9 protein-coding genes are annotated in these 13,332 nt (G+C 32.8%); 8 read left to right on the top strand and 1 reads right to left on the bottom strand.

From position 1 onward, the window contains the following. Positions 1-114 precede the first annotated feature (114 nt). The 4 genes from B4A23_RS15605 (at position 115) to B4A23_RS15590 (ending at position 6,381) form a co-directional block, all read left to right on the top strand. Positions 115-516, top strand: a complete 402-nt coding sequence (locus B4A23_RS15605; protein ID WP_114998170.1) for a hypothetical protein — start codon at positions 115-117, stop codon at positions 514-516. Between the two features lie 155 nt (positions 517-671). Beyond that, positions 672-1,754, top strand: coding sequence for an efflux RND transporter periplasmic adaptor subunit (locus B4A23_RS15600; protein WP_291121288.1), 1,083 nt, complete (start codon positions 672-674; stop codon positions 1,752-1,754). Between the two features lie 18 nt (positions 1,755-1,772). Further along, positions 1,773-4,940: an efflux RND transporter permease subunit gene (locus tag B4A23_RS15595; RefSeq protein WP_291121286.1), complete on the top strand. Its 3,168-nt coding sequence runs from the start codon at positions 1,773-1,775 to the stop codon at positions 4,938-4,940. Then, a complete protein-coding gene (locus tag B4A23_RS15590; protein WP_291121284.1) occupies positions 4,933-6,381 on the top strand; it encodes a TolC family protein in 1,449 nt (482 codons plus the stop codon). The genes B4A23_RS15595 and B4A23_RS15590 overlap by 8 nt, the downstream gene beginning before the upstream one ends. Positions 6,382-6,460: 79 nt before the next feature. On the opposite strand, the gene B4A23_RS15585 is transcribed toward B4A23_RS15590, so the two are convergent. Beyond that, on the bottom strand, positions 6,461-7,615 hold the full coding sequence (locus B4A23_RS15585; RefSeq protein ID WP_286512814.1) for an SPOR domain-containing protein: 1,155 nt from the start codon (positions 7,613-7,615) through the stop codon (positions 6,461-6,463). Between the two features lie 88 nt (positions 7,616-7,703). Between B4A23_RS15585 and dprA the strand changes: the two genes are divergently transcribed. The 4 genes from dprA (at position 7,704) to B4A23_RS15565 (ending at position 13,306) form a co-directional block, all read left to right on the top strand. Next, entirely contained in the window at positions 7,704-8,801 is a 1,098-nt protein-coding gene (gene dprA / locus B4A23_RS15580; RefSeq protein WP_291121282.1) for a DNA-processing protein DprA, read from the top strand. Positions 8,802-8,859: 58 nt separating this feature from the next. After that, positions 8,860-11,127 carry a two-component regulator propeller domain-containing protein gene (locus B4A23_RS15575; RefSeq protein WP_291121280.1) on the top strand — a complete coding sequence of 756 codons (2,268 nt, stop codon included), beginning with the start codon at positions 8,860-8,862 and terminating at the stop codon, positions 11,125-11,127. After that, entirely contained in the window at positions 11,127-11,846 is a 720-nt protein-coding gene (recO, locus tag B4A23_RS15570; protein ID WP_038336765.1) for a DNA repair protein RecO, read from the top strand. Before B4A23_RS15575 ends, recO begins: the two co-directional genes overlap by 1 nt. A 308-nt stretch (positions 11,847-12,154) precedes the next feature. Further along, positions 12,155-13,306: a cystathionine gamma-synthase gene (locus B4A23_RS15565; protein WP_291121278.1), complete on the top strand. Its 1,152-nt coding sequence runs from the start codon at positions 12,155-12,157 to the stop codon at positions 13,304-13,306. The last annotated feature ends 26 nt before the right edge of the window (positions 13,307-13,332 follow it).

Raw genomic sequence — 13,332 nt, 5'->3', positions numbered from 1 at the left:
TCGTTGTGTTAAGTGTTTGTAATTGAGTTTTTTATTGAATTAATAAAATTTTATAGTTAAAAAATGTTAATATAGATTATTGTATTATTTCAAGTCTTACATTTGAACAGAATTATGAAAATGTTTATCACATACTTGCTATCTGCTTTATTTCTGCTATTTTTTGCGGAAACTAAAGTGTTTGCGGGTACTCAACATTTTCAAGGAAATTTAACTTCACAGACGGTTGTTAACGATAATACACATATTTATCACGCAAGTAAAATTGTTGAAACTAAATTTTCTAAAACTTCAAATTCAAATCAATTTCAAGAATTTAATCCAAGTATCGAAACGATTGATGATGATTTTCAGACATCAAACAAAATCGACTTAGAAACTTGTATCAAACTATTAAGTGTCGTTCTGGTTTTAAACTTTATAATTCAAGGTTTAAGAAAGAAACACATCTTCTACAATAAAACCATCAAATTTTCGAGTTGTAAGTACATTTTGTTACGTACAATCAGAATTTGATTGATTTCTTAAATTTTTAAAATACACCAAAAATTAGTGTTCAGTTCATGAATAGCTGAATGTTAGCCAATTTTTGTGTGTAATATTTTTTGGTAAAACTACTTCTGCCAAGAAATCCATTTAATCAAATTTTACATTTAATAGTTAGAAGAATTATGAAAAGAGTCGCATTATTTGTTGCTCTGAGTACTGTATTGTTGACAACAAGTTGTTCATCAAAAAAACAGGAAAAAGAAGAAATGAAAGATTATCCAATCACAACACCAATCAAAATGGATACGATTGTAGATAAGGATTATGTTGCCCAAATTCAGTCGGTACGAAACATCGAAATTCGTGCGCAAGAAAAAGGATATTTACAAAAAGTTTTTGTGGATGAAGGTCAACATGTACAAGCTGGTCAATTGTTGTTTCGCATTATGCCTTCGATGTATCAAGCCGAATATTTAAAATCGAAAGCTGAGGTAAAAGAGGCACAAATTGAGTTGCAAAATTCAGCAACTTTGGCTGATAATAATGTCGTTTCTAAGAACGAAAAAGCTATTGCGCAAGCACGATTAGAAAAATCGAAAGCAGAAATGCAATTGGCTCAATTACATTTATCATTTACAGACATTCGTGCACCATTTTCTGGTGTTATTGATAGAATTCCCATGAAATTGGGAAGCTTGATTGATGAAGGAATGTTATTAACAAATTTGTCTGATAACTCATCAATGTTTGCTTATTTCAACGTTTCTGAGCCTGAATATTTAGATTATCAAACAAATATTCAAGATAGAGCGAGTAAACAAGTTTCGTTGATTATGGCGAATAATAAACCTTTACCAGAAAAAGGTTTGGTAGAAACGATAGAAGGAGAATTTAACAACGAAACAGGAAATATTGCGTTTCGTGCGCGTTTTGCAAATCCAAATCATTTGTTGAGAAATGGTGAAACAGGAAAAGTAAAAATGACAGTTCCGTTACATGATGCTTTATTAATTCCACAAAAAGCAACTTACGAAATTCAAGATAAAACCTATGTTTTTGTAGTCGATAAAAATGGTGTTGTGAAATCGAGAAATATCACGATTGGTTTAGAAATGCCTGATGTTTATGTGGTAGAAAGCGGACTTTCGGAGAAAGATAATATTTTGTTAGAAGGTGTTCAGAAAGTGAAAGATGATGATAAAATCAAAACGAAATTTATTGCGCCAAGAAAAGTTCTTTCATCGTTAAAATTAAAATCAAACTAATCTAAAAAATTCAAAGTTATGTTTGATAAATTTATTCGAAGACCCGTTCTTTCGATTGTCATTTCGTTGATTATAGTTTTCTTAGGAATTCTATCATTAGTCAAATTACCTGTAACGCAATTCCCATCAATTTCGCCTCCAAAGGTGAATATTACAGCGGAATATCCCGGTGCGAATAATGAATTATTGATCAAGTCGGTTGTAATTCCATTAGAACGAGCACTAAATGGTGTTCCTGGAATGAAATATATTACATCTGATGCTGGGAATGATGGTGAAGCGTCTATTCAAGTGATTTTTGATTTAGGAACTGATCCCAATATTGCAGCTGTAAATGTGCAAAACCGTGTTTCTTCGGTTGTAAATAAACTTCCGCCTTTGGTAGTTCGCGAAGGTGTAAAAATCACACGCGAAGAATCAAACATGTTGATGTACATTAACTTGTACAGTAATGATCCAAAAGCTGATCAACAATTTTTATATAATTATGCAGATATCAATATTTTATCTGAGTTAAAACGTATTAATGGGGTTGGAGATGCAGATATTGTAGGAAACAGAGAATATGCGATGCGTGTATGGTTGAAACCAGATCGTATGCAAGCGTATAATATTTCTGCGGATGATGTTATGAAAGCATTGGATGAACAAAGTATTGAAGCTTCGCCTGGGAAAACTGGAGAAAGTTCAGGAAAACGTTCAGAAACATTCGAATATGTGTTAAAATATTCAGGTCGATATAACACAAAAGAACAATATGGAAATATCATTTTAAGAGCAAATCCTGATGGAGAAATATTGCGTTTAAAAGATGTTGCTAATATAGAATTCGGAAGTTCGATGTATGATATTTACTCAACACTGAACGGAAAACCTTCTGCCGCAATTGTGATAAAACAATCGTACGGAAGTAATGCGAGTGAAGTCATCAAAAACATCAAAGCGTTGATGGCAGATTTGAAAGAGAATAATTTGCCAAAAGGAATGGATTACGAGATTTCATATGATGTTTCTAAATTCTTAGATGCTTCGATGGAAAAAGTGGTACACACACTTTTTGAAGCTTTCGTTTTAGTTGGTATCGTGGTGTTTTTATTTTTAGGTGACTGGCGTTCTACATTGATTCCTGCGTTAGCGGTTCCTGTTTCTTTGGTCGGAACTTTTGCGTTGATGAGTTTCTTTGGAATTACATTAAACTTGATTTCCCTTTTTGCTTTAGTTATGGCGATTGGAGTCGTCGTCGATGATGCGATTGTGGTAATAGAAGCTGTTCACGCCAAGATGGAAGAGAAAAATCTCTCGCCTTTACGAGCGACGGAAGAAGCGATGCGCGAAATTAGTGGAGCAATTATCGCAATTACATTTGTAATGGCAGCTGTGTTTATTCCAGTTGCGTTTATGTCTGGACCTGTTGGTATTTTTTATCGTCAATTTTCGATTACGATGGCGACATCAATTATTTTATCAGGGATTGTAGCCTTAACGCTTACACCAGCTTTGTGTGCAATGATTTTGAAAAATAATCATGATCAACCAAGAAAGAAAACGATGTTAAATAAATTTTTGTTGAAGTTTAATAATTTATTCAACAAAGGTTCTTTTAAATATGAAAAAGTTTTAACCAAAACAGTTAACAAACGCACTGTTACATTCGGAATTTTATTAGCATTTTGTGCTGGAGTTTTCTTCTTGAATAATAGTTTGCCTTCTGGATTTATTCCAAACGAAGATCAAGGAATGTTTTATGCGATTATTCAAACACCTCCAGGTTCTACGTTAGAAAGAACGAATGAAGTTTCTCAAAAATTACAAAAAATAGCAGAAGGAATTGATGGCGTTTCATCAGTTTCGTCATTGGCTGGTTATGAGATTTTGACAGAAGGAACAGGGGCAAACTCTGGAACTTGTTTGATTAACTTGAAAAGTTGGGACGAACGTTCTAAATCTGCTGAAGAAATCATCAAAGAATTAGAAGAAAAAGCTGGGAATATTAATGGTGCAAATATCGAATATTTTCAACCACCATCTGTTCCAGGATATGGTGCTGCAGGAGGTTTCGAGTTGAGATTGTTGGATAAAGCAGGTAGTGGAGATTATCATAAAATGGAAGAAGTGAGCCGTGATTTTGTAAAAGAATTAACTCGTCGTCCAGAATTGAGTTCTGTATTTACATTTTATAGTGCTTCGTTTCCTCAATATGTCTTGAAAATTGACAATGATATTGCCGAACAAAAAGGAGTTTCTATCGAAAATGCGATGGATAATTTATCAACATTAGTTGGTTCTAATTACGAAACAAGTTTCATCAAATTTGACCGACCTTATAAAGTGATGGTGCAAGCTTCGCCAGAATATCGTGCATTACCAGAGGATTTATTGAAATTGTATGTTAAAAATGATCAAGGTGAAATGGTTCCATATTCAGCTTTCATGAAAATTGAAAAAGTGTATGGATTATCAGAAATTACGCGTCACAATATGTACAATGCAGCAGAAATTAGTGGTACGCCAGCGCCAGGTTATAGTAGTGGACAAGCGATTGCAGCGATTAATGAAGTTGCTAAAAATACATTGCCTCGTGGTTTTGGAATTGATTGGGCAGGAATTTCGAAAGATGAGGTTTCTCGTGGAAATGAAGCGGTGATTATTTTCGCTATCTGTTTAATTTTCGTTTACATGATTTTATCAGCACAATACGAAAGTTTCATTTTGCCTTTACCAGTTATCATTTCATTACCAACAGGGATTTTCGGAGCATTTTTCTTCTTGAAATTATTAGGATTAGAAAACAACATTTATGCACAAGTAGCAATGGTAATGTTGATTGGACTTCTCGGTAAAAATGCGGTGTTGATTATTGAGTTTGCTGTGCAGAAACATAACGAAGGTTTATCAATTGTAAAATCAGCGATTGAAGGTGCAGGAGTTCGTTTCCGTCCAATTTTGATGACATCATTTGCGTTTATTGCAGGTCTTATTCCGTTGGTTATTGCTTCTGGTCCAGGAGCAGTAGGAAATAGAACAATTGGTACTGCTGCTGCGGGCGGAATGTTGTTCGGAACTATTTTCGGGTTGTTTATTGTGCCCGGTTTATATGTTGCGTTTGGCGCCTTGGCGGATAAAATGCAATTGGTGAAATACGAAGATGAGAATCCTTTAACAGAAGAAATTACGGAAGATGAATAAAAATAGTTTAAAAAATATAATTACAATAAGTCTTTTTGGAACAATGATTTGGAGCTGTAAAGCTCCTGCGGTAAGTAAAGAGATAGAAAATCATCAAGCACCAAAAATTCCAGAAGCTTATCAAAATGTGCAAAATGATGATGCACCAAGTTCTGGACTAACGCCTTGGAAACAATTTTTTACTGATCCAAATTTGGTTGTTTTGATTGAAGAAGCGTTAAAAAATAACCAAGAATTGATGATCACACTTCAAGAAATTGAGATTTCTAAAAATGAAGTGTTGTACAAAAACGGAAAATTATCTCCTACCGTAGCTGCAACTGCTGGAGTTGGCGTGGAGAAAGTTGGTCGTTACACAAGTCAAGGTGCAGGTGACGCTTCGACTGAGATAAAACCTGGGAAAGAAATGCCTGATCCTTTGATGGATTATGCGATTGGGTTGAGCGCTGATTGGGAAGTTGATATTTGGAAAAAATTACGTAATTCGAAAGATGCTTCGATTGCTCGCTATTTATCAACGGTGGAAGGAAAGAATTTTGTTTTGACAAATTTAATTTCTGAAATCGCTTCGTCTTATTATGAATTATTGTCTTTGGATAGTCAATTAGATTTAATTCATCGAAATATTGAGTTGCAAAAAGAATCACTACGTGTGGTGAAAATTCAGAAAGAAGCTGCTCGTGAAACTGAATTAGCGGTGAAAAAATTTGAAGCAGAGCTATTAAAATCAGAAAGTGAAGAGTTTAATATTAAACAAGATATCACAGAAACTGAGAATAGAATTAATGCATTATTGGGTAGATATCCGCAAACGATAAAACGTGATGGTTCGTCATTTATGGATTTGATTCCGCAAACAATGCATGCAGGAATTCCGTCTGAATTATTATCAAATCGTCCTGATATCAAGCAAGCAGAACTAGAATTGAAAGCTTCTGCATTGGATGTAAAAGTAGCTCGTGCAGAGTTTTATCCGTCGCTTAATATTTCTGCGGCTTTAGGACTAAATGCCTTCAAACCATCTTATTTGGTAAAAATGCCAGAGTCTATTTTGTATTCATTGGCTGGAGAATTAGCAGCGCCGTTAATTAATAAAAGTGCGATAAAAGCGGAGTTCAATACTGCAAATGCTCATCAAATACAAGCGTTGTACGAATATGATAAAACAATTTTAAATGCTTATTTAGAAGTGTCAAATCAAATGTCGAAGATTAATAATTTAGAACAAAGTTATTCTTACAAAGACAAACAAGCGAAAGCACTTGTAGAATCTATTGATATTGCGAATCAGTTGTTCAAAAATAATCGTGCAGATTATTTAGAAGTGTTAACAACTCAACGTGATTTATTGGATGCAAAAATGGAATTAATCGAAACAAAAGAAAAACAATTAAGTACAGTTGTCGCTATTTACAAAAGTTTAGGCGGAGGCTGGAAGTAGTTTTCATATTCATTCTAACAAAGAAATAAGCTGCCTTTTGGGCAGCTTATTTCGATTTATATTGTATTAAAATGATGAATTAATTTTCAGTTCTAACCCAAGTTCCAGGAGACTTTTTATTTACATCATTCATATATTTTTGCGCATCTTCTATGTTATTGAAGCTGCTATATGTAACATAATAATAGCGACCTTTTACATAAGAAACTCCAGCATCTTTGTAACCTTGTTTTTTCAATTCTCCAACCAAACGATCAGCATCTTCTTGACGTTTTAACGAAGCCGCAATTACTTGATATTTTTTATTGCTAGATTTTGCAGTTGTTTTAGGTGCAATTTCTTTTTTGTCCTCAACTTTCTTTTCAGCTGTTTTAGGAGCTTCAACTTTCGTTAATTTTTTTGTTTCTGTTTTTACAACTTCTTTTGTCGAAGGTTTTTCCTTTACAATTGCCGTAATCTCCTTTTCAGTTTCATTCAGTTTCGTTTCCTTTACAACTGTAATTTCAACTTTTTTAGGCGTTTCAATTGTATCTGTTTTCGTTACGGTTTCGGCGATTTGATATTCAACCAAAGAAGGTTCAGCAATCGTTTGTGGCATATTATACACATCGTATTGCACTGTAGGTTTTTCAGTTTTGGTTGCGTCATCTTTACCAATCATTGGCAAAACCAAACCGCTCCATTGCTCCGTTACGAATTCTTGCACGGGTTGCGGCGTATTAAAATATAGGAAGCCACCAACAATAATGGGAATTAATGAGGCTGCGGCTAAAAATTTTGACATGTGTTTGTTAGAGGTTTTAGTTTTAGACGAATCTAAAATGTAATTGGCTTGTAAATTTGAAAGACCGTAAGCGGCGATGAAATAATTTTGAGCATTTTCTGGTTTGAAGTCAATTTTTCCAGCGTCATTAAATTGTAATGATCCGATATTTTGTAAGGTTAAAACTTTTCCATTTTTCAAATGTTCTTGCCAAAAATAAACTTGTTCATTCAAAAATGTTTGCGCATTTTCAAAAGACATTGGCTCATCTTCTACAATTTTATTCACCAAAACACCATCACTTTTTGTTAAAGTTGTATTGAAAGAAAGCTCTTTTCTTGGTGGAATAAATGTGTTTGTTTGCTCGTCAAACGCCACATTAGCAGTGTTTGAGATAAACGCACCAAAGTTTGGAACGATTACACAATCGTGCTGAAATAATAATTGACTAATATGCTCTTCTAACCTCATACTACGAAATTAACATTTTTTTTAGATTTAGCAAAAAATAAATACTTAAAATTCTGCTTAGTTGGTTTAATATTAATAATTTAACAAAATGCAAACCGATTTACCATATATTTTAGCACTTTCTTTTCAGAAAGGAATTGGCGATATCACAGCACGAAAAATTATTCAATTTTTTGGTTCGGCAGAGGCTGCTTGGAATTGTAAACCAAAAGATTTGATGCAAATTTCGGGAATTGGACAGCAAATAAGCAAAGATTTTGGAAATAAAAAATGGTTAGATTTAGCTTTTAACGAAATAGAATATTGTAAAAATAATCAAATCAATATTTTAACTTTTTATGATGAGGTTTATCCACAATTGTTAAAAGAATGTATTGATGCACCTTTGGTGATTTTTTGTAAAGGAAATTTAGAATTTAATCAATTCAATAACAAAAAGATTTCGATTGTTGGTACGCGAAAAATGACTAATTATGGACGAAATTTTATTACTGAATTAATCGAAGGTTTAGCAGATTTTGATGTGACGATTGTAAGCGGATTAGCGTATGGTTGCGATATCGAAGCGCATACAAATGCGCTCAAAAATAATGTTGCAACGTGGTCGGTAATGGGAACAAGTTTTGAACGAATTTATCCTGCATCTCATAAAAAAGTTGCTGTTGAGATGTTACAAAAAGGCGGTTGGATTACAGAACAGCCAAGTTTTAAAGCGGTCGTTCCCGAAGCTTTTTTGCAACGAAATCGGATTATTGCAGGATTGTCAGATATTACAATTGTCGTAGAATCGGCTTTTAAAGGAGGAAGTTTGGTGACCGCAAAGTTTGCAAATGAATATAATCGAGAAGTATTTGCTTTACCAGGAAAATCAACGGATACGTTGAGTATTGGGTGCAATTATTTGATAAAATCTCATCAAGCTTATTTAGTCGAAAATTCGAAAGATATTATTGATTATTTTAATTTCAATTCGAAGAAGAAACCAAAACAAATAGATTTGTTTATTGAGTTTTCTGATGATGAAAATTTAATTGTAAATTATCTCAAAACCAACGGAAAACAACACATTGATAAAATGTCTTTTGACTTAAATTTGAAATCCTACGAATTGATGCCAACCTTATTAGATTTGGAATTAAAGCAAATAATTTCGACACTTCCAGGCAAATTTTATGATTTATTGTAACAAGCAATACAATTTTTAGCAAGTTATTTTGTTATAAATTACAGTATTTTTGTGCATTATGAAGACAAAACTGTTCATTTTCATCACCATGATTTTCACAAGTTTAAACGCTCAAAATGATAAAGTGCGTTGGACTGATCTTTTTTCTTACAATAATGTGAAATTGTTGGAAGAAGTAAATGGTGTGATTTATTGTGGAACTGAAAACGGAATTTTCTTGTTCAATCCTCAAAACTCAACAAGTGATTGGATTAAGCTAAATAAAACCAATTTTTTGAACAATGTTGGGGTTTCAGCAATGGCTTATGACAAAGATTCTGATTCGTTTTTAGTTGGTTATGAAAATGGAGGTTTAGATTTATTGAAATCTGGAGAATCGACAATGGTTTTGGATATCAAATGGAATGGTTTTTCAGGAGATAAAAAAGTCAATCATATTTTTATAAACGATGGAATTGCGTTTATTTCTGGTGCTTTTGGAATTGTTTCTTATGATCTAAAAGAGGAAGAATTTAAAGAAACAACACGTACAAATACAGCTGTTGTAAATGATGCAGCAATTTTGAATAATAAACTATATATCGCAACTTCAAACGGAATTTATTCAAGTGAATTAACTTCAAAGAAATTAAATAATCCAAATATTAATTCTTGGATGCAGCCAACATTTAATCAAAATGTTACCAATATAGAATTATTTGAAAATGAGATTTATTATTCGGTAAACAATGAATTGAAAACTCTAAATGGATTTTCAACAACATATAATTTAATAGAAGAATTAAAATCGTCTAACGGACAATTAATTGTTACTCAAAACAATCAAGTTTCTATTTTGAATGGACTAGATTATCCTATAATTGATGAAGATGGAAATGAAATAAATTTCAATTCTGGAATTTTTATTAACAATATTTATTTTGGAGGATCTGTAAATCATGGAATTATTAATTTATCTAATCATAAAGAATTTTATCCACAAGGTCCGTATAGTAATAAATCATTTTCAGTTTCTACGTCGAAAGGTAAAGTTTGGATTGCTCCTGGAGGAATGGAATCTTTTAATAATTTAACTTTTAATGCAGATGGTTTTTCATATTATGATACAAAGAATTGGACACACTATAGCTCTGACAAAGACCTTAATGGAGCAAAAGATATTATAAAAATTGCTGTAGACCCCACAAATGATTCACATTTTATGGTAATTCCTTATGCAGAAGTAACAGGTTGGGGAGGTACTCAAATTGGTATTTTTGAATTTTCATCCAATAAAATAAAACCAAATCATATCACAAGCCCATTACCTCAAATTTATCGTTTTGGAGGAGGAAATTTTGATGACTTAGGAAATTTTTATTTATCTGAAAGCTGGTATTGTGATGCCGCTTGTATGGCAAGTGGAACACCAAACTATTCTTTGTTAAAAGATAATGTAAATTCAATTTCTGTTAGAAATGCATCAGGAAGCTGGATGTCAGAACAAAGGACAAATCAGAATTCTTCAAATGCTTTATCTCCAATTATTGATAATAAATATATTTATATTCCTCAAGCTCGTTTAGGAGGCGTAGCTGTTTTGAGAAAAGGTAGTAACGAAACTGTTGGAAGTATTTTGAGAAGTGGGGAACAAACTTTACCAAGTAATGATGTTTGGTCAGCTGCTTTAGATAAGTCTGGTAATTTATGGATTGGTACAGGACAAGGTTTAGCAGTGACGTATGGAATAGAATCGGCAATAGATAACAAAAACCTTACAGCCGAACCAATTGTAATCATTCAAGATGGAATTCCAGAAGCTTTGTTAACAGATGTTGGGATTTATGCGATAAAAGTGGATAATGCAAACAATAAATGGATTGCTACAAATGGGGCAGGAGCTTATTATGTTTCGGATAGTGGAGAGTCGACAAAATTGCATTTTACATCTAAAAATTCACCTTTACCTTCGGATATTGTATACGATGTTTCCATAGACGAATCTACAGGTAAAGTATATTTTGCAACGGAAAAAGGTGTGGTTTCATATAATAGAGATGTGTCGACAGAAGCGAATAATTTTAACAATGCAATTGCGTATCCAAATCCTTATCGAACAGAATATAAAGGGAATGTTACGATAAAAAATCTTCCAAATCGTGCGTTGGTTAAGATTACAGATATTGTTGGAAATTTACTTTTTGAGAAAAAAGCCGAAGGAGGAATTGTAGAATGGAATACAAATAATGCAAAAGGAAAGCCTGTAGCTTCTGGAATTTACTTAGTTTTGATGACAAATGCAGATGGTACAGAAACCAAAACATTGAAAATTGCAGTTGTCCGTTAATGAAAATTTTAGAAACCAAAGCCATTGTACTTTCGAGCTTAAAATATGGTGACACGAGTTTAATTATTCGTTGTTATACACAAGATTTTGGCTTAAAATCATTTATAGCAAAAGGAGTTTTCTCCAAAAAAAAGCGAAATACTTCGTTGTATTTTCCGCTAGCAGAAATAGATTTGAGCTTTCAACCGAAATCAAATGAACAACAATTGGTTTTCTTAAAATCAGCTCAGACGTCGCATTATTACGAATCATTGCATTTTCATCCAATCAAATCGGCTATTGTTTTTTTCTTAGCTGAGATTTTGAACTTAGTTTTAAAAGAAGAATCAGATAATCCTGAATTATATTTTTACATCGAACATTCGCTAAAAGAATTTGATCAAAAGAAAGACGATTTTGCAGATTTTCATTTGATTTTTTTGATTCAATTATCTCATTTTCTTGGTTTTTATCCAAATTTAGAAATTGACGGAAATCTATTCGATTTAGAAAATGGATTTTTTACCAATTCGAATTCATCTATCAATATGTTGAAAGCAGATGAAACTGTTTTGTTCAAAAAATTGTTAGAATTACACTTTTCCGAAGATTCAAAAAATACATTCAATCAATCACAACGTTCTCTCTTACTCGAAATTCTAGTGAAGTATTATCAAATTCATACTAATAATTTCAAGAAGCCAAAATCACTTCAAGTTTTACATGAATTGTTTAGTTAATGGGAAGAAAGAATAAAAAATCAAAAAAGGAAGATATAGAAGAAGTGGAGATTATTATAAGCTGAAAGTTAATTTTAAAGGAAAAGAAGAGACAATAGATTTAGATGAAAATTTATACCAAAAGCTTGAAAAAGTTAGTTTGACAGAAAATAATGCAATTATAAAAGTTAGACCTTCTATTTTTAATATTTATGTAGTGGAGAATGTTCTAATTGAATCTAAAAATCACCCTAAATAAATTCTAACAAATCTTTAAAACAAAGAATAAATAAAACTCCATATATTTGCTATAGTTAAAAGCATTCACAATGAAATTCAATACAAAAACTATACACGGAGGTCAACAACACGACCCTTCTACTGGAGCCGTAATGACTCCAATTTACCAAACATCAACATTCGCGCAAAGATCACCAGGAGATTACAAAGGATACGAGTATTCTCGTGGCGCAAATCCAACAAGAACAGCTTTAGAAAATGCATTAGCATCTATCGAAGGTGGAGTTGCAGGTTTTGCATTTGGTTCTGGCTTAGCTGCAATCGATGGTGTATTAAAATTGTTCAAACCTGGTGATGAAATCATCGCGATGGACGATTTATACGGAGGTTCTTACCGTTTGTTTACACGTGTTTATGAAAAATTTGGTTTGAAATTCCATTTTGTAGACATGACAAATGTTGAGGCTGTTGTAGCTTTAATCAATGAAAACACAAAAATGGTTTGGGTTGAAACGCCTACAAATCCATTGATGAAAGTGGTTGATATTAAAGCTGTAAATGATGCTGTAAAATCAAAAAAAGCAGATATTTTAGTTGCTGTTGATAATACATTTGCTTCACCATATTTACAACGTCCAATTGAGTTGGGAGCAGATATCGTAATGCATTCGGCTACGAAATATTTAGGAGGTCACTCAGATTTAGTTGCTGGAGCAATTGTGGTTAATTCGGAGCAATTGGCAACTGATGTTCACTTCAATTTATTTGCAACAGGAGGAATTTTAGGACCACAAGATTCTTACTTAGTTTTACGTGGAATCAAAACTTTGGCTGTTCGTATGGATCGTCACTGTTCAAACGGAATGAAGATCGCACAATTTTTAGAGGCTCATCCAAAAGTTGCGCACACGTATTATCCAGGTTTAGAAAATCATCCACAACACGAAATTGCGAAAAAACAAATGAAAGATTTCGGAGGAATGGTAACGTTTACGTTGACTTCTGGGAAGAAAGAAGATGCTTTCAAAATTTTAGAAAACTTAAAAGTTTTCACTTTGGCTGAGTCTTTAGGTGGTGTTGAATCATTAGCAAATCACCCAGCTACGATGACACATGCGTCTATTCCTGCTGAGAAACGTGCTGAAATTGGTATTACAGATGATTTAATTCGTTTGTCTGTTGGTATCGAAGATATAGATGATTTATTAGAAGATTTAGAACAAGTTTTGAACTTGATTTAATCGAATAATTATAAGAAAAAAAGGCC

This window comes from Empedobacter sp. UBA7248 (assembly GCF_002472945.1).
In the GTDB taxonomy this organism is placed as follows: domain Bacteria; phylum Bacteroidota; class Bacteroidia; order Flavobacteriales; family Weeksellaceae; genus Empedobacter; species Empedobacter falsenii_C.
The sequence above is the reverse complement of the archived record's forward strand: the minus strand, read 5'-3'. Positions and strand labels throughout refer to the sequence as shown.